Annotated in this window: 20 protein-coding genes and 2 tRNA genes; 12 read left to right on the plus strand and 10 right to left on the minus strand. The window is 69.7% G+C overall.

The genetic code is table 11. The features are described 5' to 3' along the window. Positions 1-11: 11 nt before the first annotated feature. Positions 12-902, minus strand: a complete 891-nt coding sequence (locus AB0C03_RS30065) for a hypothetical protein (protein WP_210857666.1) — start codon at positions 900-902, stop codon at positions 12-14. A gap of 301 nt (positions 903-1,203) precedes the next feature. Continuing rightward, complete coding sequence (locus AB0C03_RS30070; RefSeq protein ID WP_156057529.1) at positions 1,204-1,359, minus strand: hypothetical protein; 156 nt, start codon at positions 1,357-1,359, stop codon at positions 1,204-1,206. A 127-nt stretch (positions 1,360-1,486) separates the two neighbouring features. Here AB0C03_RS30070 and AB0C03_RS30075 point away from each other — a divergent pair, with 127 nt between their 5' ends. Continuing rightward, positions 1,487-2,029 (plus strand): YbhB/YbcL family Raf kinase inhibitor-like protein, encoded by a 543-nt coding sequence (locus AB0C03_RS30075; protein WP_030331603.1) that lies wholly within the window; start codon positions 1,487-1,489, stop codon positions 2,027-2,029. A 99-nt stretch (positions 2,030-2,128) separates the two neighbouring features. Here AB0C03_RS30075 and AB0C03_RS30080 read toward each other — a convergent pair whose 3' ends face one another. Beyond that, on the minus strand, positions 2,129-2,839 hold the full coding sequence (locus tag AB0C03_RS30080; RefSeq protein WP_030331601.1) for a class I SAM-dependent methyltransferase: 711 nt from the start codon (positions 2,837-2,839) through the stop codon (positions 2,129-2,131). A gap of 213 nt (positions 2,840-3,052) precedes the next feature. Between AB0C03_RS30080 and AB0C03_RS30085 the strand changes: the two genes are divergently transcribed. After that, complete coding sequence (locus AB0C03_RS30085; RefSeq protein WP_247680604.1) at positions 3,053-4,888, plus strand: DUF6311 domain-containing protein; 1,836 nt, start codon at positions 3,053-3,055, stop codon at positions 4,886-4,888. Positions 4,889-4,910: 22 nt separating this feature from the next. Here AB0C03_RS30085 and AB0C03_RS30090 read toward each other — a convergent pair whose 3' ends face one another. Then, positions 4,911-5,687: an IucA/IucC family C-terminal-domain containing protein gene (locus AB0C03_RS30090; protein WP_030331597.1), complete on the minus strand. Its 777-nt coding sequence runs from the start codon at positions 5,685-5,687 to the stop codon at positions 4,911-4,913. 325 nt (positions 5,688-6,012) lie between these two features. Here AB0C03_RS30090 and AB0C03_RS30095 point away from each other — a divergent pair, with 325 nt between their 5' ends. Next, positions 6,013-7,542 carry a peptide deformylase gene (locus AB0C03_RS30095; RefSeq protein WP_357640510.1) on the plus strand — a complete coding sequence of 510 codons (1,530 nt, stop codon included), beginning with the start codon at positions 6,013-6,015 and terminating at the stop codon, positions 7,540-7,542. A gap of 68 nt (positions 7,543-7,610) precedes the next feature. On the opposite strand, the gene AB0C03_RS30100 is transcribed toward AB0C03_RS30095, so the two are convergent. Continuing rightward, complete coding sequence (locus AB0C03_RS30100; protein ID WP_210859707.1) at positions 7,611-8,726, minus strand: globin domain-containing protein; 1,116 nt, start codon at positions 8,724-8,726, stop codon at positions 7,611-7,613. Between the two features lie 144 nt (positions 8,727-8,870). Here AB0C03_RS30100 and AB0C03_RS30105 point away from each other — a divergent pair, with 144 nt between their 5' ends. Then, a complete protein-coding gene (locus AB0C03_RS30105) occupies positions 8,871-9,641 on the plus strand; it encodes a CPBP family intramembrane glutamic endopeptidase (RefSeq protein ID WP_357640513.1) in 771 nt (256 codons plus the stop codon). 4 nt (positions 9,642-9,645) lie between these two features. Here the strand turns inward: AB0C03_RS30105 and AB0C03_RS30110 are convergent, their stop codons facing one another. Continuing rightward, positions 9,646-10,884, minus strand: a complete 1,239-nt coding sequence (locus AB0C03_RS30110) for a hypothetical protein (protein WP_357640516.1) — start codon at positions 10,882-10,884, stop codon at positions 9,646-9,648. Positions 10,885-11,123: 239 nt separating this feature from the next. Here AB0C03_RS30110 and AB0C03_RS30115 point away from each other — a divergent pair. Together AB0C03_RS30115 and AB0C03_RS30120 are read left to right on the plus strand one after the other, a co-directional pair. Continuing rightward, positions 11,124-11,214 (plus strand) — tRNA-Ser (locus AB0C03_RS30115). 35 nt (positions 11,215-11,249) lie between these two features. Further along, positions 11,250-11,322 (plus strand) — tRNA-Arg (locus AB0C03_RS30120). On the opposite strand, the gene AB0C03_RS30125 is transcribed toward AB0C03_RS30120, so the two are convergent. Continuing rightward, positions 11,296-12,012, minus strand: coding sequence for a hypothetical protein (locus tag AB0C03_RS30125; RefSeq protein WP_357640519.1), 717 nt, complete (start codon positions 12,010-12,012; stop codon positions 11,296-11,298). The two genes, AB0C03_RS30120 and AB0C03_RS30125, sit on opposite strands and share 27 nt — an antisense overlap. Positions 12,013-12,269: 257 nt before the next feature. On the opposite strand from AB0C03_RS30125, the gene AB0C03_RS30130 reads away from it, so the two are divergent. Together AB0C03_RS30130 and AB0C03_RS30135 are read left to right on the plus strand one after the other, a co-directional pair. Beyond that, positions 12,270-13,382, plus strand: coding sequence for a ricin-type beta-trefoil lectin domain protein (locus tag AB0C03_RS30130; RefSeq protein WP_030331585.1), 1,113 nt, complete (start codon positions 12,270-12,272; stop codon positions 13,380-13,382). 569 nt (positions 13,383-13,951) lie between these two features. After that, a complete protein-coding gene (locus AB0C03_RS30135; protein WP_357640522.1) occupies positions 13,952-15,481 on the plus strand; it encodes a non-reducing end alpha-L-arabinofuranosidase family hydrolase in 1,530 nt (509 codons plus the stop codon). Positions 15,482-15,575: 94 nt separating this feature from the next. Here AB0C03_RS30135 and AB0C03_RS30140 read toward each other — a convergent pair whose 3' ends face one another. Together AB0C03_RS30140 and AB0C03_RS30145 are read right to left on the minus strand one after the other, a co-directional pair. Next, entirely contained in the window at positions 15,576-16,118 is a 543-nt protein-coding gene (locus AB0C03_RS30140) for a class I SAM-dependent methyltransferase (protein ID WP_357640526.1), read from the minus strand. 168 nt (positions 16,119-16,286) lie between these two features. Beyond that, positions 16,287-17,768, minus strand: a complete 1,482-nt coding sequence (locus AB0C03_RS30145; protein WP_357640529.1) for an MFS transporter — start codon at positions 17,766-17,768, stop codon at positions 16,287-16,289. Positions 17,769-18,059: 291 nt separating this feature from the next. On the opposite strand from AB0C03_RS30145, the gene AB0C03_RS30150 reads away from it, so the two are divergent. After that, positions 18,060-18,815 carry an SDR family NAD(P)-dependent oxidoreductase gene (locus AB0C03_RS30150; protein WP_030338098.1) on the plus strand — a complete coding sequence of 252 codons (756 nt, stop codon included), beginning with the start codon at positions 18,060-18,062 and terminating at the stop codon, positions 18,813-18,815. A 155-nt stretch (positions 18,816-18,970) separates the two neighbouring features. Here AB0C03_RS30150 and AB0C03_RS30155 read toward each other — a convergent pair whose 3' ends face one another. Continuing rightward, entirely contained in the window at positions 18,971-22,195 is a 3,225-nt protein-coding gene (locus tag AB0C03_RS30155; protein ID WP_357640532.1) for a S8 family peptidase, read from the minus strand. A gap of 181 nt (positions 22,196-22,376) precedes the next feature. On the opposite strand from AB0C03_RS30155, the gene AB0C03_RS30160 reads away from it, so the two are divergent. The 3 genes from AB0C03_RS30160 to AB0C03_RS30170 all read left to right on the plus strand — a co-directional run bounded on the left by AB0C03_RS30160 (position 22,377) and on the right by AB0C03_RS30170 (position 25,454). Continuing rightward, the gene (locus AB0C03_RS30160) at positions 22,377-22,877 is read left to right on the plus strand and encodes a sigma-70 family RNA polymerase sigma factor (protein WP_030338094.1); all 501 of its coding nucleotides are present in this window, start codon (positions 22,377-22,379) and stop codon (positions 22,875-22,877) included. Continuing rightward, positions 22,870-23,577, plus strand: a complete 708-nt coding sequence (locus AB0C03_RS30165; protein WP_357640535.1) for a hypothetical protein — start codon at positions 22,870-22,872, stop codon at positions 23,575-23,577. The genes AB0C03_RS30160 and AB0C03_RS30165 overlap by 8 nt, the downstream gene beginning before the upstream one ends. A gap of 329 nt (positions 23,578-23,906) precedes the next feature. Next, positions 23,907-25,454, plus strand: coding sequence for a glucuronyl esterase domain-containing protein (locus tag AB0C03_RS30170; RefSeq protein WP_357640538.1), 1,548 nt, complete (start codon positions 23,907-23,909; stop codon positions 25,452-25,454). The last annotated feature ends 35 nt before the right edge of the window (positions 25,455-25,489 follow it).

Below are 25,489 nucleotides of genomic sequence, written 5' to 3' on the forward strand. Positions count from 1 at the left end.
GGGGGCGTTGACTACGGGCCGCCCGGCGAGAAGTCGACGTCCGTGCCGGTGTCGACACCGACCAGGATCTGACCCGTCTCCTTGATGCCATCGATGGTCAGATACAGCTCGGCTTCCTTCATGGTGTTCTCGTCCAACGCGAAACGGCCCTTCTTGTCGGCGGGTTGGTTCAATCCCGTCGCGATGGATTCGAACATCGTGCGCAGCAATGCGGTTCGTTCCGCCGCATCCGTGGGCCAATCGCCCGTGAACCATTGCGGTGCCTCGGTCGGGGCATGAACGAGTGGAACGTGAATGGTCCAGAGCAGTTCGTGGGCAAGTAGATCCTCCTGGCTCGGCTCGGACCTGGATATCAGACGACGGCTGAGCTTCTTGAGCCGCTTGTGTTGCCGTTTTCCCTGCCGTGTGAAGCGCACGGCCCGCGCCCTCGCCTTGTTGACACCGGCGTTGGTGTTCCAACTCATGACCCCCGTCGCGAAGAGCGCGAGCCCCAGGCACACCGAATTGACGGAATGGAAGATGGCGATCGGCGCTATCCCGAGGGCGGTCGAGAAGGCATAGCTGCAGATGCTCACCCGGCGCATGAACCGGCGGGGGCTCAGCTTGCGGGCAAGCCCCCGGTGGCGTAGCAACTGGCAGGTGAGCGCTGTGACTGTCTGCGCCACCGGCACCTGGTGTTCGGTGTGCAGCACGGCCTGTGGCGAGACGGCATTGAGCAGCAGTCGCTCCTCGAGCTCCATGCCGGTGGTGGCCTTGTCGGTGCGGGTGATTGCCACACCCTCTGCTGTTGATTCGAGTGTGAGGTGTCCCGCTCTCGCCAGTGCGAAGATTTCGGCAGCTGCCCACTGTGGTGCGTACTGCAGAGAGTTGACGACCAGGATGCCGTCCGCGATGACAGTCACTCGGTTCCTCCGTGACTCGGCCTACTGATCAGTCGCCCACACCCTGCCGTCGTCTCTGCCCGGCCGGTGAATATTCCACGGATTCGTTAGCAGTCGAGCGGGGTTGCCGCCTCATATCGCCGACGTCTCGCCGTTATTCAGAGATAGCAGGTTCGCTCGTTGAGGGTCAGCCAAGGTCGGGTAGACGACATCGGCACCGGCCAGGGGATTGATGGTGGCGATACGCTGACGACGCCATTTCCGGGAGCCGGTGGAAGGCTCATTCGGCAGCCCTGTGCTGCCGCTGGGCCCCACGTTCCGGTCACTGCGGAGGGTCGGTGGTCCGACGCTGCTGGCGGATCGTCTCGTCGGCCAGTCGCTCGACCGCGCGTCGCCGTTCGTCGGCGATGGCCTGTTCGTCCCGGCGGCGGAACGCGGTGAAGACGGCCACCACGAAGTCCCGCCAGATGCCGGCCACGATGTCCCCCTGAGGACGTTGCCCGAACTCCACCGTAGCTCCGGAAAACCACAGTGCCGCTCGTCGGACAGGCCGCAGCGGGGTATGAAGGGGCTGGTATCTCCGCACATCGGAAGGACGCGTCCCCATGACCCTGGAACGACCGATCGCCCCGGACCCGTACGAGTTGCTGCCGACGCTGCCCTCGTTCACGCTCACCAGCGACGACGTGCAGAACGGCGAGCCGATGGACGCCCGGCACGCGCATGGCAGCACCGGGGGCGACAACGTCTCGCCGCAGCTGACCTGGTCGGATTTTCCCGCTGAGACGAAGAGCTTCGCGGTGACCTGCTACGACCCCGACGCGCCGACCGGTAGCGGTTTCTGGCACTGGGTGCTGGTGAACCTGCCGGTCAGCGTCACCCAGTTGCCCAGCGGGGCGGGCGGCGCGGCGGGCGCCGACCTCGGCGGGGCGTTCTCGGTGCGTAACGACTACGGCGACCAGGGTTACGGCGGGGCGGCTCCGCCCCCCGGCGACCGCCCGCACCGGTACGTCTTCGCGGTGCACGCCGTGGACGTCGAGCGCCTCGACCTGACCCCGGACGCCACCCCCGCCTACGTGGGCTTCAACCTCACGTTCCACACCCTGGCGAGAGCGGTAATCCGCCCCACGTACCAGATCAAGGAGTAACCGCCGCCCAGGCGCCGCGATCTTGCACTTTCTGTCCCGACTTTCCCGACATAAAGGGCATAGCGACGACCGAAAGCGCAAGATCGCGCGGCGGTGGGGTCAGGAGGGGACTCGGGCCACGGCGAAGACGGACTGGCCGAAGGGTGGGAGGACCAGTTGCTCGGCGGCCTTGGTGGCGGGCAGGACGAGGGTGTCGTACACCTTGACCATCGGGCCCTCCTTCGGCATCAGCCGGAAGACCTTGGTGGCCATGAAGTAGCCGATCAGCCCGAGCGCGTTCGCGTAGTGGATCTTCTCGACGGTCAGGCCGGCGTCGGCCATCGCCGCACCGAGCGTCTTCTTGGTGTAGCGGCGGACGTGCCCGGTGGCGATGTCGGCCGGGCCCATCGCGAACTGGAACGCGGGCACGATGATGATCACGGCGCCGCCGGGTCGGACCAGGTCGCGCATGCTCCGCAGCGCGCCCACGTGGTCCTCGATGTGCTCCAGGACGTTGTACGAGACCGCGGCGCTGTAGTCGCCCCGGCCGTTGTGCGGCAGCAGCATCTGCCGGACGTCGATGTTCGGACGGTCGGCGAGGCGCTCCTTGAGCTGCACCAGCCGGTCCGGGTCGGCCTCGGTGGCGGTGAACCGGGGCAGCCGCTCTGACCATTCCAGCGCGTAGTCACCAAGGCCGCTGCCGATCTCGATCGGGTCGTCGCCGAGGTACGGCACGGCCAGCTCGATGAACCAGCGACGGTGGTTGACAGCGGTTGCCAGGCCTTCCAGCACCTCGGACTGCACGCGCTGATCCCCAGTGATTTCTGCCATGCGTCGATTCCTCACGATATGAACTCGACCCGTGCCTGGACCGACAGAGTGAATCATCCGCTGGGACGGCAGAAGAATCGGGGCATCGGGGTGGCCGAATTGTGGTCGGGGGGGTGGATTCGTGATCGGCGGTCGGCGAACCCGGCACATAGTACGGCAGTACCCCGAAACATGTCACGGCGGTGCCATGCGCTGACTACCCTATGAATTGTCATGACTACTCCTGAATCGGACGTGCCCAGCGGCAGCGACGGCCCGGCCGCCGCGCCGCCGGCGGAGGGGGCCTCCGGTGCCGTTCGGCCTTCCCGCAGGGGGAAATGGGCGGATCTGGCCGCCGTGCTGAGCTTCGTGGTGCTCGGCTTCTGGGTCACCGGTCGACTCTGGCTGGACCCGGGCAGCGATGTGCGGGACAACCAGTCCGACCAGTCGCAGTTCGAATGGATGATGGCCCACGGTGCGCGAGTAGTCACGCACTTTGCGTATCCGTTCCATTCCAATCAGATGAACGTGCCCGACGGCGTGAATCTGATGGCCAATACGTCCGTATTATCCATTTCATTGCCAATGACGCCGATCACCCTGCTGTTCGGGCCGCGCGCCTCATTCCTGGTCTTTCTCACCGTCGGCATGATTGCCACCGCCACGGCCTGGTATTTCGTGCTCTCCCGGGTCCTGATCGGCAGCCGGGGACCGGCCTGGCTGGGCGCCGGCTTCTGCGCGTTCGCGCCGGCGATGGTGTCGCACGCCAATGGTCACCCGAACATCGTGTCGCAGTTCGTCGTCCCGTTGATCATCTGGCGCACGCTACGACTCGGCGAACCGGGCCGCTGGCTGCGCAACGGGGTCCTCCTCGCGCTCGTCATCGTCTGGCAGGCATTCCTCAACCTGGAGATCCTGCTGATGACCGCGATCGGGCTCGGCGTGGTCATCGGTGTGCTCGCCGTCGGCCGCGCGGACATCCGGTCACGGGCCCGGTCCTTCCTCGCCGGCCTGGCCCTCGCCGCCGGGATCGCCGCGCTCCTGCTGGCGTACCCCCTGTACGTGCAGTTCTTCGGCCCGGACGCGTACTCCGGGCTGTCCCGCCTGATCCGCGGCTACTCCAGTGACCTGGCCTCGTTCGTCGCGTACTCCCGGGAGTCCCTCGCCGGGAACGCGCGCACCGCAGCGGGCCTGGCCAAGAACCCGACCGAGGAGAACAGCTTCTTCGGCTGGGCACTGGTGGTGCTGGTGATCGCCCTGGTCTGGTGGTTGCGCCGCTCGATAGTGGTGCTCGCGCTGGCCGGGCTCGGGTTGCTCTTCGCGGTGCTCTCACTGGGTCGGGAGGTCCGCTTCAACAACCGGGGTACCGGTGTGCCGGGCCCCTGGGCGGCGTTGGAGAACCTGCCCATCCTGCACTCGGTGGTGCCGACGCGCTGGGCGTTGGCGATCACCCCGATCATCGGGCTGCTGCTCGCCTACGGCGCCGAACGGGCCCGCGAGTTGGCGTACGCGCACCCGGTGGCCCGGGGACAGATCCGCTTCGTCACCGCCACCATGCTCACGATGGCCCTGTTGCCGATCGTTCCCACCCCGCTGCCGGTGGCCCGCCTCGACCCGATCCCCACCTTCGTGACCAGTGGGGCCTGGCGTCCGTACGTGAGCGGTGGGCGCAGTGTGGTCACCCTGCCGTTGCCGGACACCACGTACGCGGAGCCGCTGCGCTGGTCCGCGTCGACCCGGCTGGACATGCCGCTGGCACGGGGCTACTTCCTCGGCCCGGACACCCGCCCGAACGCCGACCCGCCGAAGGTCGCGCTGTTCGGGGCGGTTCCGCGCCCCACCAGCAACTTCTTCGCCACCATCCGGCGCACCGGCGCGGTGCCGCCGATCACCCCGCAGAGTCGGGTCCGAGCGGTCGACGACCTGCGCTACTGGCGGGCTGGGGTGGTGATCCTCGGGCCACACGAGCACGAGGCCGCGCTGCGTCGGGGGATGACCGAGCTGACCGGGATCGAACCGGTCTTCACCGGTGGGGTGTGGGTGTGGGACGTCCGGTCGTTGACCGACTGAGCCGCGCCGGCCCAGCCCTTACCTAACGGACGCAGCAGCCCTGGCAGACCTTCGGCCGGGGCAGGGTGAAGGCGAGGCAGCAGGTACGCCGCTGCACTGTCGGCTCACCGGTCGGCCCGGGCACCAACTCGATCAGGTCGGTCAGGTCGAGTGCGCCGAGCAGGGTCTCGATGCTCTGCACCGTGGAGCCGGGCAGACCGTCGGCGGCCCGCAGGATGCCGTGCGCGATGCCGGAGGCGACCGAGCCGAGCAGCGTCCGGGTGCCCACCCGGACCTCGGACTGGATCGCCGTGATGAGCGGCGCCAGATGGGCGTCGAGCAGTGACGCGCGCAGTGCGGCGAGTAGCTCCGCCTCGTCGGCGACGACCCGCACCTCCGGCAGGCCGGCGAGCGCCAGCGGGTCGTTCGGCAGCACCGCCACCGTGGTGCCCCGCCGCAGACCCATGGTGAGCAGCTGCCGGTGGTCCTCGAAGTGGATCAGGAGGTCGGCCGGATCGAGCAGTGGCACCCGCCGGGCGGAGGCCCAGCCGAGCACGACCGGCAGCGCGGCCCAGTAGCTGTACGACTTCCAGGCCAGTGCCGCGCAGGCGTGCGGGGTGCCGCCCCAGCGGACGGCGGCGCCGTTCAGCAGCTCCGGCAGTCGGCTGCCGTCGATCAGGGTGGTGGCGGGCGACCAGCCGAACTCGTCCTCGACCAGCAGACCCCGGGCGAGGCCGGGGAGGTCGTCGGTGCCGAACATGGCCCGAAGCGCAGCGGTGACGGGAGCGAGCGGCGTGGTGGCGGCCTCCCACCTCGGCATCACCGCTGTCACCTGAGTCGTCCCCTGTCTCTGTGACCGAGGAGTGCGCCCCGGCGGACGAACGAGTGCCGTCCTGAGCTAAGGCTAGCCTAACCAGACCTGCGACCGTAAGGGAAGGCTCACCTTGGTCCAATCCCGGAGGCGCAGGTCACTCCGCATCCGGCGGGTGTGACGCCTCGGCTACTACCCGGAGCCGATGCTGGGAAACGCCGCCACGCGGCTGGTGTCTTCGGCGAATTGTCAAGCGGTGTGTCGAAAAGATGCCACATGAGTGTGTGCTCGGGCACGGAACGTGAAACTTATATCCCCGGCCACGAGGAAGCTGATGACGACCTCACCCCTCGAACGGGCTGCCGACTCCTTCGCGGCCGAACTCGCCCGGCAACGGACCGGGCGCGGGCTGTCAAAGAAGCAACTGGCCGTTCTGATGGGGTTCGACCCGTCCTACGTGAGCCACGTCGAGGGGCGCCGGCACCGCCCCACCGAGGACTTCGCCCGCCGAGCCGAGGCCGTCCTGGAAGCCAGCGGCGCGATCTGGCAACGCTTCCGGGAGTACGACGACCTCCGGCACGCCCGGGTGGGCCAGCCGCACCGCGGGCCGTACCTGCCGGGACAGTGGCTGCCACCCGGCACCGGCCTGGTCGTGGAACGGGAACTGGCCACGCTCACCCACACCGAGGACGGCTACCGGTGCGTCATCCGCCGGGAGCTGTACAACGCCGGCCTTGAGCCGGTCACCCGCTACCTGGTCCGGGTCGCCGTCGACCGCTACCCGAACGACCCCGGCCGCTCCAACCGGCACCACCGGGAGCACCCCCTCACCTTCGCCGAGCTGCAGATACAGGCCCGCCGGGACGACGGCGGCGGGGACCCGGAGCCGATGCACTGGCGGGCCAAACACGACCGGGACGCGTTCAAGGAGATCTGGCTGCTCTTCGAGAACGGAGAGCGGCGCTTCCCCCTCTACCCGGGTGACCGGGCCACCGTCGAGTACGCGTACAGCGTCGGGCACGAGAAGTGGGGCCTCTGGTTCCAGCGAGCCGTCCGGCTGCCCACCCGGCAGTTGGCCGTACGCCTGGACCTGCCGGCGGCGCTCGACCCACAGGTCTGGGGCGTGGAGACCTCGCTCAGCGCGGAGGAGGGCCCGCTGCGGACGGCCCCGCAGCGTCACGACGAGGACGACCGGGCGATCTACGACTGGCAGACCGACGACCCGCCGTTGAACGCCCGCTACCGGATGCAGTGGCGCTTCCGCGCCCGACCGGACACCGAACCGGACGTCGGACCCGGCGCCACCCGGGTCCGACCCAGCGACCGGATGCGCGGCCTCGGCGTGCTGCAACGCGGCGCCGATCTGCTCCGCCAGCGTGCCCGCCCGTTCGATCTGCCCAGTGAGGAACGGGGGGCCCGGGCCGTTGTCGACCGGCTCACCGCGATCCTGACCCGGTTGGACGAGCTGCACCCGTTCAGCAAGGGAGTGGGGGTCGCCGCCCCGCAGTTCGGCATCGACCGGGCGGCAGCGGTGGTGCGGCCCCCCGACCGGGCGGCGGAGCCGGTCGTGCTGCTCAACCCCCGGGTGGTCGACGCCGACCTGGAAACCGACGAGCAGTACGAGGGTTGCCTCTCCTTCTTCGACCACCGAGGTCTGGTGCCCCGACCGCTGCGCCTGGACGTGGAGCACGCCCGGTGGGACGGCAGCCGGATCATCACCTCGTTCGAGTTCGGCATGGCCCGCCTTGTCGCACACGAGGTCGACCACCTGGAGGGCCGGCTCTACGTGGACCGGATGGCACCCGGCGTGCCGTTGGTGCCGGTGGAGGAGTACCGCGAGACCGCCCGCCCGTGGAGTTACTGACCGACGAGGGACCGGGGCGCGTGCCCCAGGGGGCAGGGGCACGCGCCCCGGTGTGGGGGGAGGAACGTCTAGAGGTCACCGAAGGTGTCGTAGCGGATGCGTGGCGGCGGCACGTCGTCCGCGGCGAGCACCCGCAGGGTGGACCGGACCATCCGGGCGGCACCGGAGACGTAGCAGTCGTGCGTGGTCCACGGGCCGTACCGGGCCACCACGTCCGGGATGTCGCCCTGCTCGCCGTCGAAGTCCGGGTCCTCACTGCACGCCGGGGTGACCGACAACCACGGGTGTACGGCCACCAACTCCTGCAACGCGGCCAGGCCGTACAGGTCGGCCGCCTGCCGGGCGCCGTAGAAGACGTGCACCCACCGGGTCCGGTTGAAGGTGGCCAGCTCCTCCACCAGCGCCTTGATCGGTGCCAGCCCGACGCCGCCGGCCACGCAGAGGATGTCCCGTTCCGAGGCGCGGTCCACCGTCATTGACCCCATCGGCGCCGCCAGGCGCAGCAGGTCACCCGGCCGCACCCGCCGGACCAGCGCGCCGGACACCCAGCCGGCCCCGGGAGACCGCACGTGGAACTCCAGCACGTTGTCGTCGTTCGGGGCGTTCGCCACGGAGTAGTTGCGCCACACCCGGGGGTGGTAGCGGGGCACCTCCAGGCTCACGTACTGCCCCGCCTGCCAGCGCAGCGGATGCTGCAACGCCCGGCAGGTCAGCACGGCGGTGTCCGGGCCGTACCGCTCGTGGGTCAGCACCTCGGCGTGCCAGAACGGCGGGTCGTCGTCGGCGGCCGCGCCGGCCACCATCAGGGCGGCGATCGCCGCGTACGCCTCCCGCCACGCCTGGTCGTACTCCAGGTTCCAGCCGTCACCGGCGATGCTGCGCAAGGCGTCCAGCAGCGCGGTGCCCATCGTCGCGTAGTGCTGCTCGTCGACGTGGTACTTACGGTGGTCGCGACCCAACGCCCGGAGGAACTCGTCGAAGCTCTCCGGGTCGTCGACGGTGTGGATCGCCGCGATGATCGCTTCGAGCAGGCGGTCGCCCTGGCCGGTCATCTGCACCGGGAAGAGCTGCCGCAGGGCGGGGTCGAGCAGGAACAGCCGAGCGTAGAAGTGACCGCTCAACCGGACCCGGTCGTCCTCGACCAGGGCCCAGCTCTCCTTCAGCAACCGCGCGAGGTTGTCCACGGGCGCTCCTTCTCCAGACGGCAACGGATCGGGCGCCCATAGAATCTCCACGGAGAGTGTCGACTGGTCGCACAGAATGTGCGATCGGCTCATGCTGGCCGGTCGGCCATGTCACCGCCGCCGCCCGTCGGGCAGAGTGGTGCGGTGACCGTTGAGCTGACCCGCCCGGTGTCCCGCCGACTGCTGGGCACCGAGACGCTGCTGGTCCTCGGCCTCTCCCTCGGCCAGTCCGCGATCTACGCGGTGGTGTCGATCATCGCGAAGTTGACCGCCGACGGTCCGCTCTCCAAGCAGACCGCCTCGTTGAACACCTCGGCGTCGGCCCGACCCTGGCTGGACCTCACGTACCAACTGCTCGGCATCGTGTTCGCGCTGCTGCCGGTGCTGCTCGCCGTACACCTGCTCAGCCGTGACCCCGGCGACCCGGCGCGGACCCTCGGCCTGGACGCCCGGCGGCCCGGCCAGGACGTGGCGCGCGGTGCCGGCCTGGCGGCGCTCATCGGCCTACCCGGGCTGGCGCTGTTCTGGGTCGCGGCCCACCTGGGCCTCAACGCGACGCTGGTGCCGGCCGCGCTGCCGGACGTGTGGTGGGCGGTCCCGGTGCTGATCCTCGCCGCCGTGCAGAACGCCGTGCTGGAAGAGGTGATCGTGGTCGGCTACCTGGTCACCCGGCTGCGCCAGCTCCACTGGCGGCTGGCCGCGATCATCGTGGCCAGCGCGCTGCTCCGCGGCTCGTACCACCTGTACCAGGGCTTCGGCGCGTTCGTCGGCAACGCCGTCATGGGTGTGGTGTTCAGCCTCTTCTACCTGCGCACCCGGCGGGTGATGCCGCTGGTCATCGCGCACACACTGCTCGACGTGTTCGCCTTCGTCGGCTACGCGCTGCTGCCCCGCGAATGGTTCGACTGGCTCTGACCGGTCAGCCCCGACCGGGTCGATAGACGGCCACCGCCCGGGCCGCGAGCCGGTCGGCCGCTGCCGCGTCACCCAGCGCCGCCGCGAGCACCGCCGCCCCCGGCAGCAACCGGGCCACCAGCCGCAACGCCACCCAACCACCGGCCTGCGCGGTGAGCGGCGCGGCCAACCGCCAGGCCGCCTCCGCCGCCCGAGGCCACGCCCCCTCGACCGGGTCGCCCGCCGACTCCGCGCCGGCCAGGGCCGCCACCGCGCTCGCCCGGTCCGGGTGCACCTGGGTCAGCACCAGCAGGTCGACGGCCCGGTCGGGATGCGTCGGATCCTTGCCGTACGCCGCGGCCAGGTGCAGCACCAGCTCCGCATGCGTCCACAGCACCGCGGCCAACTCGGCCAGCGGCGCGAAGACACCGGCAAGCGCGGCGGTCGCCCCGCCCGCACCCGCCGAACGGACGAACCGCCGGGTCGCCAACCGTCCCAGGCCGTCCGCCGACGCGTCCGGATACCGGGTGCGCAACCCCGCCGCCCACCCGGCCGCGCCGGGCCCCAACGCCCGCACCGCGGCCAGCGCCAACAGCTCCGGCGCGAAGCCAGGGTGGTCGAGCACGCGCGCGGCGACCGCCCGCAGCTCCGATTCCGGGGTACGCCCCAGAGCCGGCTCAGCCTGCCGCGCGACGGGTGCCGCCGGTGCCGTGACCTGCTCGGCGACAGGTTCGGGGGCGGGCTCGGCCGGCGTGGTGCTCTTGCGCGGGGCGGCCGCGCGCTTGGTGGCCTTTGCGGCTCTGGCCGGGGTCGCCACTTTGCTGGGGCTCGTCGCCTCGTTCGGGCTCGTGGCTCTGGTGCTCGCGGCCTTCGTGGGGCTCGCGGCCCTGGTGTTCGCGGCCTTGGTGGGGCTCGCGGCACGTTTGCGCGGTGCCGGCGTGGTCGGGATCGCCTCGGCGGGCGGCTCGGCCGCGCTCCGGGCAGCTGCCTTGCGGGTGGGGGTGGTGCGTGCCTTCGGCGGGGCTGGTTCGTCACCGCTCGACGGTCCTGGTTGACCCGCTGTCGCGTCGGTGGTCAGGTCGGCCGGTGCGCGTCCAGGCTGTCGGGGCAGTGGGCGGTCCGGATCCGGTGGTTGGAAGAGCACCGTCGGGGCGGCCTTGGCCCGTCGAGGACGCGGGCTCGCCGGCGCGGCTGCCGGGGAGGCCGCCGCCTCGGTGGACTCCGCCGTCCCGGTCGGCTCCTCGGCCACCGTCGGCTCGGCCACGATCGGCGGCCTGAAGGTGGCCCGTGGGGAGCGCCGACGCGCTCCCTCAGCAGGCTCTCGACGGGTCGACTCGCTGGGCGGCTGCTCCTGCATATCGATGGAGCGTAGTCCCGATCACGCCGTCGCACAGCGTGGAATCACCGAGGGCGGGCGGCCCTGGCGGGCGTACCCCGGAAGTCGTTTTGCTCCCGGTGGGTGGCGACCTGTATCCTCGGGCGCGGTGGTCTGAGGATCACCAGGGAGACTTCGCCTAGTCTGGTCTATGGCGCCGCACTGCTAATGCGGTTGGGGTCTTAAAGCCCCTCCCGGGTTCGAATCCCGGAGTCTCCGCGCGAAAGCCGGGTGTGTACACTGGCTGAGCACAAGCGCCCGTAGCTCAATGGATAGAGCATCTGACTACGGATCAGAAGGTTAGGGGTTCGAGTCCCTTCGGGCGCACAAGATCATAAAATGTCTGGCCTGCGGAAACGCGGCCAGACGTTTTTTTGTTGGCCACCCCCGTCGGGCGCTGGCTGCCAGGTTGGTGTCGTCGCTTTCCGTAATCACGCTTGGGTCGTCGGTTGGCGGCCCCGCTCTCCTGGTGGGGGGCACTGAACGGGCGTAGGTCTGCGCAGTTCGGGTCGCCGCAATGCGCCCTGCACCGTCAGTTGGTGTCCCCGCTTTGCGGGGCTGAGCTGAAGTCGTCCCGTAGGCAGGTGTCCGGTCCCGCAGCGGTCCGATCGTCATGATCGAAGCCGTGCGGGACCGGATGCCCGTCTGACAACCCACGTACCGAGCGCCTCGCCTGATCAGCCGAAGCGGTTGGGTACTGGCGGTGAGCTGGGTGTGCAGTTGGTGGGCCGGTTGCCGGTGATGGCCGTCTTCTGGTCCACGGTGACCTGGGCGCTGTCGTTGAAGATCCCGCCGGGTGCCAGTGTGGAGATGTTTGTCGGTGATCTTGCTTTCGGTGAGGTTGAGGGTGGCGTTGTTGTAGATCCCGCCGCCCTGCGAGCTTGAGCCGATGGCCCGGTTGCGGTCGACGTGGGTGCGGCGCAGTACGACGGTGCCGCTGCCGTTGTAGACGCCGCCGTGTTCGATGGTGCTGTTCGTGCTGGCGACGTTCTCGCTGATCCGGCTCTCTTCGGCCACGAACTGGTTGATCTGTCGGCTCGGTTGACGTGGATCACCGCCGCCAGCAGGGGCGCGGGCGTCGCGCTGGGTCGGCGCCGCTACCCAAGGGTGCTGGCACGCTTGACGTGGGCGAGGTCAGCGACAAGAATTTACATGGATCGCTGTTAGCGTTAACAAACCCGTCCCAGTGCTGCGACGGCATCGTCATGCCGATGTGGTGACGGTCGCCACGGCCTGACTCCTCGGTCAGCACTACCACTGCAGGGGAGAAATCTATGCGAACGAGGGCAAGATGGCTCGCGGCGACCGCCGCGCTCGGGGTCGTCCTCGCCGGGGTGCTGACCTCGACCGGTCCGGCCAGCGCGGAATCCAACGGCGGGGTACGGGTGATGCCGCTCGGCGACTCCATCACCGAGGGCACCCAGGTGCCGGGTGGGTACCGCATCGGGCTCTGGCAGCGCCTCGTCAACGGCCGGTACACGGTGGACTTCGTCGGGTCGCAGTTCAACGGGCCGGCCAGCCTGGGTGACCACGACCACCAGGGGCACCCGGGCTGGCGGATCGACCAGATCGACGCGAACATCGTCGGCTGGCTGAACACCCAACGGCCGCGGACCGTCCTGCTGCACATCGGCACCAACGACATCCTGCAGAACTACAACGTGAGCACCGCGCCGAACCGGCTCTCCACCCTGATCGACCGGATCACGACGACGGCTCCCACCGCTGACGTGTTCGTCGCGCAGATCATCCCGCTGTCCAACAGCAACCAGGAAGCAGCCGTCCGCACGTTCAACGCGGCGATCCCCGGCATCGTGCAGAGCAAGGTGAACGCCGGCAAGCGCGTGCGCCTGGTCGACATGCACAGCGCCCTCACCACTGGCGACCTGATCGACGGCATCCACCCCACCTCCGGCGGCTACGACAAGATGGCCGCCCGCTGGTACAGCGCGTTGCAGTCGGTGCCCGGCAGCATCGGCGACCCGGGCACCGGCTCCGGGCAGACCAACGCGATCGTGGGTGCGCTGTCTGGCCGCTGCGTCGACGTCCCCGGCTCGTCCACCACCAACGGCACGCAGGTGCAGTTGTGGGACTGTCACGGTCGTACCAACCAGCAGTGGACCTACACGAGCGGCAAGGCCCTGACCGTGTACGGCAACAAGTGCCTCGACGCCGCCGGCTACGGCACCTCCCCGGGCACCCAGGTCACCATCTACGACTGCCACGGCGGCACGAACCAGCAGTGGAACGTGAACGCCAACGGCACCATCACCGGGGTGCAGTCCGGCCTCTGCCTGGACCCCTACAACATGGGCACCGGCAACGGCACGAAGCTCGTCCTCTGGACCTGCACCGGACAGACCAACCAGCAGTGGAGCCGCCGATAGCTCGGGCGCTCGCGCCGGGTGGTCGGACCGCATCCCCACGTTCGACGTCAACAGACGGCTGGACTGCGGGATCAACCACTCCGTCCACCCGGCGCCGCCGACACCGCACGCCGTTGGCGCCGGGTGTCGGTGAGGGTGATGCCGACCAGGACGCCCGCGCTGATGGCCACGGCGCACGGCTCCCCAGGCGATGGGCAAACGTCGATGTTAACGCGCGCTCGACGCCGCCTCAAGGGTGGTGGTCGTGCTCTGGGCGGGGATCTGGGGCGATGCCTGCGGGAAGTCGGTCGAGGGTGTTCCGCTCCAAGATCCGTGGTTCGACGACCGTTGATGTTCCCAGCACGTTACGTCTTGACGAACGGCATGTTATCGCTCACAGTCGATGCCTAAGGACGACGACACCTTGGCTTTCCGGGCAAGCCCTGCCTCGTCGATCTCGAATCAGGCGTGCGCCAGGGCTCGCCGGCATCTTGTTAACGCTAACTTCTTGACGCCTGTTTGCTCGGCCACGCGTCGCGGTACGCCCACCCCGGGCAGGCCGTTCGGCTCTTGGTCATTGGAGGAGGATCATGTCTGCCCTCGATAGGTCTCCAACAATCGCACCGCCGTCGCGGCGGCAACGTTGGTGGTTGCCCCGTCTCCTCGCCGCCAGCGCGGCGGCGTTGATGGTCGGTGGCGCCGCCGTAGCGGTGGTGTCGTCGCCCGCCGCAGCGGCGACCGTCGACACGAACGCGTGGTACGTGTTGATCAATCGCAACAGCGGCAAGGCCCTGGACGTGTACAACCTGGCCACGAACGACGGCGCGCGGATCACGCAGTGGACCCGCAACAACGGTAACCAGCAGCAGTGGCAGTTCGTCGACTCCGGTGGAGGCTACTACCGGGTGAAGTCGCGGCTGTCCAACAAGGTGCTGGACGTCTCGGGCTTCTCGACCGCCAACGGCGGCGCAATCGTGCAGTGGACCGACAACAACAGCACCAACCAGCAGTTCCGGTTGGCCGACTCGGACAGCGGTTACGTCCGGTTGATCAATCGGAACAGCAACAAGGTGATGGAGGTGCAGGGCGCCTCGACCGCCGACGGCGGAAACATCGTGCAGTACGACGACTGGAACGGCACCAACCAGCAGTGGCAGTTCGTCCGCGTCGGCGGTGGGACCGACCCCACCACGCCGCCGCCGACCGGCACCTGTGACCTGCCCTCGTCGTACCGGTGGTCGTCGACGGGTGCGTTGGCGCAGCCGAGGTCGGGTTGGGTGTCGTTGAAGGACTTCACCGTCGCGCCGTACAACGGTCAGCAGCTGGTCTACGCCACCACCCACGATTTCGGGAGCAGCTGGGGTTCGATGAACTTCGGCCTGTTCTCGAATTACTCGCAGATGGGTTCGGCGAGTCAGAACGCGATGAACTCGGGGACGGTGGCGCCGTCGTTGTTCTACTTCGCGCCGCGCAACATCTGGGTGTTGGCGTATCAGTGGGGTGGGCCGGCGTTCTCGTACCGGACGTCGTCGGATCCGACGAACCCGAATGGGTGGTCGTCGCCGCAGACGTTGTTCAGTGGGAGCATCACTGGTTCGGGTACGGGTCCGATTGATCAGGCGGTGATCGGTGACAGCCAGAACATGTACCTGTTCTTCGCCGGTGACAACGGGAAGATCTACCGGGCGAGTATGCCGATCGGGAACTTCCCGGGCAGTTTCGGGTCGAACTACACGACGATCATGAGTGACACGACGAACAACCTGTTCGAGGCGGTGCAGGTGTACAAGCTGCAGGGCCTGAACAAGTACTTGATGATCGTGGAGGCGATCGGGTCGCAGGGTCGCTACTTCCGGTCGTTCACCGCCACCAGCCTGGGTGGTTCGTGGACGCCGCAGGCCACCAGTGAGAGCAACCCGTTCGCGGGTAAGGCGAACAGTGGCGCGACCTGGACCAACGACATCAGCCACGGTGAGTTGCTGCGGACCAGCGCTGACCAGACGATGACTGTCAACGCCTGCAACCTGCAACTGCTCTACCAGGGTCGTTCCCCCAGCTCCAACGGCGTCGACTACGGTCTGCTGCCGTACCGGCCGGGTCTGCTGACGCTGCAGCGCTGACCCGGTTGATCACGCTCGATTGACAGGGAACGGGCGGGCTCGGCAGGACGCCGAGCCCGCCCGGCTCACGTTGGGTGCGCGGTCACGCCCCAGCTCATTCGACAGGCGTGCCGATGACGCAGGTCAGCACCCGGCCCTGACCACGGGTGACGCTCGATGTGGTCGTCGCGAACCCCTGGGCTGCGAGCAGTAGTTCGGTGGCGGCGAGGTTCGCGGTGGCGTGCGCGGCGCTGGGTCGTTCGCCGAAGACGTACAGGCGTCCCCCCGGCGCCAGCAGGCTTCGCATCCGAGCGATCAGCTGCGCCGCGTCGCCCAACCAGAAGAGGCTGACGTTCACCGCGAAGATCTTGGTGAAGTGTTCGGTCGGGAGGTCCGCGGACTCGAACCCGGCACACCGGATCTCGGCTCGGCCGGCGTCGATGTGGCCGAGGTTCCGCCGGGTAGCGAGCCGTACCATCGTCGCGGCGCGGTCGATGGCGACGATCCGGCCGGTGGTGAGTTGACCGGCGACCAGGGACACTGCCGCTCCCCGGCCGCACCCGATCTCCAGCACCTGGTCGTCGGGCGCCACGGCCATGGTCTCCACCGCCCAGCGCTGGCGGTGCCCGACAGTTACCCGGACCGATTCGCTCGCCACGGGCGTCGGGTCAGGACGGGACGGACCCCGATCGTGGGCCGAAAGAGCGGGCCTCACCACGTCACTCGCCGGTGCCTTCTCTGCTCACAGCTCTGATTCCACTCTCTCGACGGAGTCAGTGCACCGTGTCCTCGGTCACCGCGCCCCATCTGACAGGTACGACAGCGATCAGTGCACGGGCGCGACGTCCCCGAGGGCGTCCGGCGGGGCCGGGACGTGCTTCGGAGCGCCGGCGTTCACCATGGTCGCGGAGACGAGGGCCGCCGTGACCACAAATCCGACGGCGACCCAGTACGCGACCGAGTAGCCGTGCATCAGCGCCTCATTCCGTACCTGGGTCTGGGCCGCCGGGCCGCCGTGCGAGAGCAGATAGGTGGCGGCGGAGCTGGTCGCGATGGTGTTGAGCAGCGCGGTGCCGATCGATCCGCCGACCTGTTGCGACGAGCTGATCATCGCGGAGGCGACACCGGCGTCAGTGGGCTCGACGCCGTGGGTGGAGATGCTCATCGCGGGCATGAAGGCGGTGCCGATGCCGAGCCCGATCACGGCTTCGGCGAGCGCGATCTCCGGGAAGCCGCTGTCCGCGTCGAGCAGCGCGAGCAGTACCAGACCGACAGCGGTGACGAGGTATCCACCGACCATGATCGGTCGAGGGGCGATCCGGTGCGCGAGTCGGGCGCCGATCTGCGTGGCCCCGATGGCCTGCGGCACGGCCATCGGCATGAACGCCAGCCCGGCCATCACCGGCGACCATCCCTTGACCTGCTGGAAGTAGTAACTGAGCAGTAGGAACATCCCGAACATGCTGACGATCGCGAGGCCGACCGAGAGGTACGCGGCGGCCCGGTTGCGCTCGGTCAGGACGCGCAGGGGCAGCAACGGGGACGGGACCCGCGCCTGCACCACGACGAAGGTCGCCAACAGCAGCACCCCGGCGGTGAAGGATCCGATGGTGACGCCTGCCGACCATCCGTGGCTCTCGGCGACGCCGAACCCGTAGACCAGGCCGACGAGCCCGGAGCTGGCCAGCAGGACGCCGGGGAGGTCGAGTCGGGCGCGGTGCCGCTCGCCGTCGTCGTGCACGGTGCGGCTGGCGCCGAGGATCCCGACGACCGCGATCGGCACCAGGACGAACATCGCGAAGCGCCAGTTCAGGTACTGGGTGAGCAGCCCTCCCACGATCAGGCCGACAGCACCGCCGGCGATTGACACCGCGCTGAACACGCCGAACGCCTTGGCGCGTTCCCTGGGCTGGGTGAAGGACAGGGAGAGCAACGACAGCGCGGCCGGCGCGAGCAGGGCCGCGAACACACCCTGTAGCGCCCGTGCGAGCAGCAGCATCGCGGCGTTGACGGCCAGGCCGCCGATCGCCGAGGCGACAGCGAAGCCGGCCAGCGCGACCAGGAAGGTGCGCTTGCGCCCGACCATGTCACCGATGCGGCCACCGACGAGCAGCAGGCCGCCGAAGGCCAGACCGTACGCGGTCACCACCCACTGCCTGCTGCCGTCGGTGAAGTGCAGCGCCTGCTGCGCCGAGGGGAGAGCGATGTTCATGACTGCCCCGTCGAGCACCACCATCAGTTGCGCGATGGAGATGAACAGCAGGGCCTTCCACCGGTGGGACTCCGGGGCGGCGTGAGCTGTGGGCATGACTGTTCCTTAAGGGTGATTTGCTGGGATTAGCGACCCGCCCCACGCTAGTGAGGTTATGGAACGATCGCCACAGAATGTGCGTGCGGTTACAGGATCCGCATCGCCAGGTAGCACCGTTCGGGCGACCGCTTCGACGCCAAAAGCCGGGTTATGACGAGCAGCCTCACTACGCAGCGTTCAAATTGTGAGGCCTGTTACTTTGTCGAACGTTCCAGATAAGGCTAGCGTTCCGTCTCGCGAAGCCCCGCGCTCTGCGGCGGCTCATCACTCGAATGGATGTGCGGCGAGATGTCTGGACGGTTGGAATCGAAGGTGCTGGTCGTGACCGGTGGCACGCAGGGCATGGGCCTGGCTTTCGCCAGGCGGGCGGCCACGGAAGGTGCTCGGGTCGTCATCGGCGCCCGGGACAAGGACCGCGGCGAGGAGGTCGCGGCGCAGATCCGGACGGCGGGCGGTGCCGCCCTCTTCGTGCCCACCGACGTCACGGTGGAGGAAGAGATGGCGAGGCTCGTCGACGCCGCGGTGACGGAGTACGGGCGGCTGGACGGTGCGTTCAACAACGCCGGCGGTGGCCCGATGGCCAGCGTGCGCGAGACCGACAGTGACAACTGGCAGCGGTCGCTCGCCCTCAACCTGACGAGCGTCTTCTACGGACTCAAGTACGAGCTTCCGGCGATCATCGCCTCCGGTGGGGGCGCGATCGTCAACAACGCCTCCGTCTCCGGCGTGAAGGGTGACCCGACGCAGGCCGCCTACAACGCGGCGAAGCACGGGGTCATCGGTCTGACGCGCTCGGCCGCCCTCGACGTGGCGCGCTCCAATGTGCGGGTCAATGCCCTGGTCACCGGCCTGATCGACACCCCGCTCTGGCAGAACGTGGTCAGCCAGGCCCCGGAGGCCGCGCAGCGCTACCTGTCCACGCAGCCGACCGGCCGCGCCGGCACCTCCGACGAGGTCGCCGCACTCACCACGTTCCTGCTCAGTGACGAGGCCACCTTCATCAGCGGCGCGTCCATCGCCATCGACGGCGCCTTCACCGCCTGAGGCAAACGGCACCCGCCACGCCCGAGGCCTCGACGGCGTCCGCCGCGCCCGAGGCTTCGACGGTGCCTTCCGCGTCCGGCGCATCGCGGCACCTCAGTGACCGTCCTGCCCGGGGTGGCGGCTCCAGCAGCCGCCACCCCGGACGCTGCAACGCGTCAGGAGATCCGGTAGGCCCGCTGGATCGTCTGGGTGACGGTGTTGCCGGCGGTGTCGGTAGCGGCCAGTCGCAGCGAGACGAACCCGGCCCGTCGCGGATGACTGATCACAGCGACGTTCCGGAGCACCGGCAACCCGACCCAGGTGCGGCCGTCGTCGAAGGACGCGGACACGCTGAGCGTGCGGTTGGGCGTGGCAGTCGAACCGGCCTGCCGGTCCAGCGTCACCGGGATCGCCATGACCCGGCCGATCCGTGCCGTGTTGGTGTCGTCGAGCACGGGGGTCGGTCGAGCCGTACTGAGGGGCAACCGCTCCGGTGACGTGGTGTGCGCCGAGGTGAAGGTCCAGGCCACCGACACCGACGTCGACAGGGTGTCCGGGGCGCCGCGTGTGACGGCCGCCTCCAGTCGGTAGGTGGCCCTGCCGGCGGGCACCGCGAGCTCGGCCCACGGGCTGTCCGAGCTGCCGATCTCCTTACCGTCGCGGAGCAGCCGGATCCGCACCGGCTGGTCGTCGCGGCTGGCGGGGCGACCTGACGCGTCGCCGAACAGGGGCAGCGACGCGATCGAGATGGTGTCGCCGTCGCGGCCCGCGTACCCCAGTGGCGACAGGGCCGGCGCCTGGGCCACTGTCGGCCCGAACGGTGCCGCGTTCCAGGTCTGGGTGTACGTCCGGCCGGCTACGAAGGTCGAGTCCTGGGCGGTGAGGTTGTCCCCTTCGAGGAAGGTGGACGTCCAGACGACGCCCCCGTCGGTGTTGTAGTACTCGACACCCTTGAACGGCAGGTCGACGGGCGTGTTCGACCCGACCGGACCGGAGCCTCCGGGACCCGACGCGCGGTGGAACCGGGTGGCCGTCGTCGTGCTGGACTGGCTGCGGTAGGTCGCCCGGACGGTGGCCAGGTTCTTCGGCGACAGTTTCCTGGTCAGGCCGGTGAACATGTCGCCCTGCCGGACGTACGCCAGGTCGTAGGTGGAAGGGCTGTTCCGGAAGGTGCCGTCCCTGCCCGGTCGCGCGAGCCCGACGCCAAGCGTCGCGGTGAACTCGGGTGCGGTGACGGCGGGTCCGATCCGGCCGAAGAAGAGGTCCGCGAAGGACAGCCCGCTGAGTTGGACGCCCGGGTAGCGAAGGCCGTCATCCCAGTTGGCGCTCACGTTGATCGAGGTCGGCGCGGCGTCGTGCTGCGGCACCGTCAACGCGACAGGCTTGGCGGCACGGGCGTCGACCGCCTCGGTGACCGGGCCGCGTACGTCCAGGACCGGCTGTGCGAGCAGGGTCGACACGGAACCCTCGTGGATGGTGCTGTACAACGCGTAACGACCCTTGGGCAGCCGCAGGACGCCGCCGCCCGGTGCCACGGCGAGGGTGCTGAACTCGCCGGTGGTCAGGTTCGCCGCCACTGTCGTGTACTCGGTGGCCGGCCTGCCGTCGCGTCCGGTGTGGTCGAGCCGTACGTCGTAGCTCTCGATCTCGCGGTTCAGCGCGAACGGCGTGCGTACCCGCAGGTCATCGGCGCCGGTGGCGGTCAGCGCTCCCTGGTAGACGCCGTCCGGGGCGTCCACCCGGGTGTCCACGGTGATGGTCGCCTCGGCGTGGCCACCGGCCGGAACCACCAGCATGGCCGGGCTGACGGTGAGCATGCCGGCCGGGGCCGGAGCGATGGCCAGCGTCAGGGTGACCGCTGTGGTGCCGGTGTTGCGGTAGCCGACGACCTGGGTGATCGGGCTGTCGTCGGCATGTGGCCAGCGCTGCACCGGGAAGTCGATGGCGGCGATGTCGGCGGCCACCGGCTGGGCGACGGCGCGGGCGATGTCCACCCGGCCGGCGCCCTGCTCGTAGAGGGTGTCCTCGCCGGTCGGCTTGGCCGAGTCCATCAGGGCGGCCTTGAGCTGCGGGCCGGTCCAGTCCGGGTGCTGCCCGGCGAGAATCGCTGCGGTGCCGGCCACGTGTGGGGTCGCCATCGACGTACCCGACATGGCGGCGTAGTCGCCGCCGGGGGCCGCGGCCACGATGTCGACGCCCGGTGCGCTGATCTCGGGTTTGATGTGGTTGTCGCCGATCCGGGGACCCCGGCTGGAGAAGTAGGCCCGCTGGTCGTCGGCGTCCACAGCGGCGACGGCGAGAGCGTCGTCGGCGGAGGCCGGCGAGGAGACCGACTTCGGCTTGCCCTCGTTGCCGGCCGCGACCACGAAGAGGGTGCCGTACTGGTGGCTCAACTCCTGGACCGCGGTTTCCAGCGGGTCGAGGCCGGGCGTGTCGTCGCCGCCCACGCTCAGGTTGACCACCCGGGTCCGCGGGGCGAGCCACTGCATGCCGGTGATGATGTCCGAGTCCTGGCATTCGGTGGTGGCGCAGACCTTGCCGACCAGCAGTTTCGCCCCCGGCGCCACGCCGCGGTACCTGCCGCCGGAGGCGGCGCCACTGCCGACGATCGTCGACGCCACGTGAGTGCCGTGGCCGACCGAGTCGCTGGGGTCGCCACCGCCGGTGAAGTCCCGGACCTCGGTGAGGTGGCCGGCGAAGTCGGGGTGGTTGGCGTCGATCCCGGTGTCCAGCACGCCGACGGTGACGCCGGTGCCGTCGAACCCGGCCTGCCACGCCGCCGGGGCACCGATCTGCGGCACGCTGCGATCGAGGGAGACCGTGCGCTTGCCGTCCAGCCAGATGTGGGTGACGCCGGCGGTGAGGGTGCGCGCGGATGGCGTACCCCGGGTCAGCGACGCCCAGAGCGTCACCCGGTCGTCCCGGTCCGCCCGGACCGCGAGCGCGTGGGCGGCGGGGAGGTCGGCCCGCACGCGCCCGGCACCCCCGGTGGTCGCGGTCCGCGCCCGCGCCGCCGTGTTCTCGGGGTACGCGACCAGCAGCGGCAACTCGGCGGCCCGGTCGTCGTAGCCGAACTCGGCGAGCGTGGTGAGGTCGAACAGGCGGCGGTCGAGTCGCCCGTCCCGCACCAGCGGCACCGCGTCCACCGGGATGACGTACTGGTGACCGTCCTCCCGGTTGCTGACGAACCGCATGGCGGCCCGACCCGGGCCGCGCTGGATCTGCGGGCGACCCGCCGCGTCCAGCGACACCCGGTCCCCGGTGATCAGGGTGAAGGTCCCGGCGGTGCCGGGAGTCGGGGGCGTCGGCTGCGCGCTCGCCGGTTGGGCGGTCAGCCCCGCGGTAACCAGCGCGGTCGCGAGTACGCCGGCTGTCAGGGCGCGTCGTTGCCGTCGTCGCACATCGTCCTCTCCGCCACGGGCGTCTCCCGGGTCGGCACGATGACGCCTGGCCGGGTCGTCGGGTTGATCACTCCGGTGTGACGCGGGCCACAATCTCGCCCCGCGCCGACGCGACCGGTCCAGCCAGCCGAGTTCCATGCGGCGGTGACCAGGGGACGAAGCGTGGGAGGGCACCGGTCGGATGCGTGACGCCGAGGAGTTCGACGCCCTCTACGCGGCCTGCGCCGGTCGGGTCGTGGGTCACGTGTACGCGCTCACCGGCAACCGCGCCGAGGCGGAGGACGCCGTCGCCGAGGCGTTCATGCGGGCCTGGCAGCGGTGGCGGACGGTGCGGGAGACGGACAGCCCGGAGGCGTGGGTCCGGCGGGTGGCCTCCCGGATCGCGGTGAGCAGCTGGCGCAAGGCGTTCAACCGGGTACGCGCACACCGCCGGGCCGCGGTCGACCAGAGTGTGCCCGGCCTGAACGAGGACCACGTCGCGCTGTTGCAGGCGCTGCAACGGCTGAGCCCCAACGAGCGGCGGGCCGTCGTGCTGCACCACCTCAACGATCTCAGCGTCGCGGAGGTGGCAGCCGAGATGCGGGCGCCCGTCGGGACCGTGAAGACGTACCTCGCCCGTGGTCGGCGAGCGATGGCCGGGTTGCTGACCGATGCGCACCAGGAGGAGACCTCCCATGGCTGATCCGCGCGACGATCTCACCGCGATCGTGGACGAGGTCCGGCGAGTCGCCACGCTGCCGGGGGCGCAGGCGTTGCGGCAGCGCAGCGACCGGCGTCGGCGGCGTCGGGCGGCAGTGGGCGCGGCGGGGCTGGCCGTGGTGGCCGTCGCCGCTGGCACCGCCCTGTCACAGATCCGGAACGACGTCGAGACGCCGGACGCCGGCCCGGCGACCCAGGTTGCTCCGCCCGTGACCCCGCCCGTGGTGCCGTCCGCGACCGCCCCGGCGGGACCGCAGGAGATCCTCGGCGGCCGGCGGCAGGTCCAGATCACCCTGCCCGGCATGCGCGGCGCGACGTTGGCGATCGACAGCGATGGCGACCAGGTGCGGGCCACCACCGACCAGGGCATCGACGATCGGGCGCTGTGGGTGCTGCGCCCCGAGGGCGACAGGTATCGGATCCTGCTGGCGGCCGGTGCCACCGAGGTCTGCATGACCGTCGTGCACGACGCCGCGCCGGGCAGCGTACGCGGCCGGGCCTGTGATGCCGCCGCGTCGACGCAGCTCTTCCGGATCGATCAGGTTCCCGACGGCAGCTACTCGATCTTCCAGGGCAGGCGCTACGTCCAGGTGGTCGACGGCACCAACGCCCTGGTCCCCGACCTGCCCGAGGGCCTGACCACCACGTACGAGTTCGAGGATCGTGGGCCGACCCCGCGCTGACCGTCGAAACTTTCGATATCTGCCGCGCGCAGGATCCGTGATCTCACCCGCGTGGCTGCCCCGGCGGCCGGTCCCAGCGTCGTCTGAGGCGGTGGGAAGGCTCGAAAGTTTCGGCAAAATATTGACACTTCCCGATCGAAGCGCTCAAGCTTTACCTGGCTGGCATTCGTGATCATCGATCACGTTTCGTTCCTTCCTTTTCCATCACCACTCGGAAGGAGAGCCCCGTGGTCATCAGCTCGGGCCGCTCTACCACCCGATCGGTGGTCGTCGCGCTGGCGGTAGCAGCGCTCACGGTCGCCGGATCGGCATCGGTAGCAACACGAACCATGGACGCGTACGCCGCCGTGGCCCCACTGGCCGCCGCAGTCGAGGACGAGGGCGCCGACTGCGCGGTGTCCGGCCTGCCGGACCTGGGTTCGCTGCCCACCAACGCCAAGCTTCCCGACCCCTTCAAGAAGCTGAACGGCCAGACCATCACCTCGAAGTCCGACTGGCGCTGCCGTCGGGCGGAGATCAAGGAACTGGCGGAGAAGTTCGTCTTCGGCGAGAAGCCCGCCAAACCCGCGACGGTCACCGGGACGGTGTCCAACAGCACCATCACCGTCAACGTGTCACACAACGGCAGGAGCACCAGCTTCTCGGCACGGGTCGAGCTGCCCAGCGGCACCGGTCCCTTCCCTGCCGTCGTGGTCGTCGGCGGGTTCGGCGCGGACACGGCCACCATCAAGGCCGCCGGCGCTGCTGTGATCAGCTACGACCCGTTGGCGGTTGGGCGCGAGGGCACCCCCCGGAACAACAAGCAGGGCGCGTTCTACAGCATCTACGGCTCATCGAGCAGCACCGGACTGCTCGCCGCCTGGGGCTGGGGCGTCAGCCGGATCATCGACGTCATCGAGCAGTCCGACGGCCGGATCCTCAAGGCGGACGCGATGGGTGTGACCGGCTGTTCCCGGTACGGCAAGGGCGCCTTCGCGATCGGGGTGTTCGACCAACGCATCGCCCTGACCATGCCGATCGAATCGGGCAGCGCGGGCGTGCCCATCTTCCGGGGCATCCCCGGTGAGGGCGCGCAGAGCCTCAGCAGCGCGTACGGGGAGCAACCCTGGCTGGGCGACGCGTTCGGCTCCTTCACCGGCAGCCCGAACCGGCTCCCGGTGGACACGCACGAGATGGTCGCCATGGTGGCACCGCGCGGACTGTTCATCATGGACAACCCGCACATCGCCAACCTCGGCCCGCGGTCGGCGAGCGTGGCGGCCCTGGGCGGCGCTGAGGTCTACCGGGCGCTCGGCGCCGGCGACAACATCACCTACTGGTCCGACGTGCAGGACGGCACCCACTGCGCCAACCGCCCCGAGTGGCGTACCCCGTTGCAGAACAGCATCCGCAGGTTCCTGCTGAAGACGGGCAACGAGCCGGGCGTGATCCGGATTTCCAGCAGGGCGCTCGGTCGGTTGGCCGACTGGCGGGACTGGTCGACCCCGGTCCTGGCTGACGGCCCGACCAGCCCGCCGCCGACCACGCCCCCGCCGACCACGCCGCCGCCAACCACGCCTCCCCCGACCACCCCGCCGCCGACCGGTGCGGGTTGTGTGGCGTCGGTGTCGGTCAACCAGTGGACGGGCGGCTTCGTCGCCACGGTGCGGGTGACCGCCGGCGCCGCGCCGATCAACGGCTGGACGGTAGCCATGACCCTGCCCTCGGGGGCCAGCATCACCAGCGTCTGGAGCGCCAACCGCAGCGGCACCACCGGCACCGTCCAGTTCACGAATGTCGCCTACAACGGCTCGGTCGCCGCAGGGCAGTCGACCGAGTTCGGTTACCAGGGCACCGGCACCGGTACGGGAATGACAGCCACCTGCTCGACCGGGTGACCCGCCGGCCCGGTGCGGAGGTTCACCGGCCTCCG

The organism is Micromonospora parva (assembly GCF_040649675.1).
Lineage (GTDB): Bacteria > Actinomycetota > Actinomycetes > Mycobacteriales > Micromonosporaceae > Micromonospora > Micromonospora parva.

Bases quoted from the DNA above. Each gene is read 5' to 3' on its own strand.
- AB0C03_RS30075 (WP_030331603.1), top strand. From the start codon at position 1,487: ATGACCCTGGAACGACCGATCGCCCCGGACCCGTACGAGTTGCTGCCG.
- AB0C03_RS30080 (WP_030331601.1), bottom strand. From the start codon at position 2,839: ATGGCAGAAATCACTGGGGATCAGCGCGTGCAGTCCGAGGTGCTGGAA.
- AB0C03_RS30085 (WP_247680604.1), top strand. From the start codon at position 3,053: ATGACTACTCCTGAATCGGACGTGCCCAGCGGCAGCGACGGCCCGGCC.
- AB0C03_RS30090 (WP_030331597.1), bottom strand. From the start codon at position 5,687: ATGCCGAGGTGGGAGGCCGCCACCACGCCGCTCGCTCCCGTCACCGCT.
- AB0C03_RS30095 (WP_357640510.1), top strand. From the start codon at position 6,013: ATGACGACCTCACCCCTCGAACGGGCTGCCGACTCCTTCGCGGCCGAA.
- AB0C03_RS30130 (WP_030331585.1), top strand. From the start codon at position 12,270: ATGCGAACGAGGGCAAGATGGCTCGCGGCGACCGCCGCGCTCGGGGTC.
- AB0C03_RS30135 (WP_357640522.1), top strand. From the start codon at position 13,952: ATGTCTGCCCTCGATAGGTCTCCAACAATCGCACCGCCGTCGCGGCGG.
- AB0C03_RS30145 (WP_357640529.1), bottom strand. From the start codon at position 17,768: ATGCCCACAGCTCACGCCGCCCCGGAGTCCCACCGGTGGAAGGCCCTG.
- AB0C03_RS30150 (WP_030338098.1), top strand. From the start codon at position 18,060: ATGTCTGGACGGTTGGAATCGAAGGTGCTGGTCGTGACCGGTGGCACG.
- AB0C03_RS30160 (WP_030338094.1), top strand. From the start codon at position 22,377: ATGCGTGACGCCGAGGAGTTCGACGCCCTCTACGCGGCCTGCGCCGGT.
- AB0C03_RS30165 (WP_357640535.1), top strand. From the start codon at position 22,870: ATGGCTGATCCGCGCGACGATCTCACCGCGATCGTGGACGAGGTCCGG.
- AB0C03_RS30170 (WP_357640538.1), top strand. From the start codon at position 23,907: ATGGACGCGTACGCCGCCGTGGCCCCACTGGCCGCCGCAGTCGAGGAC.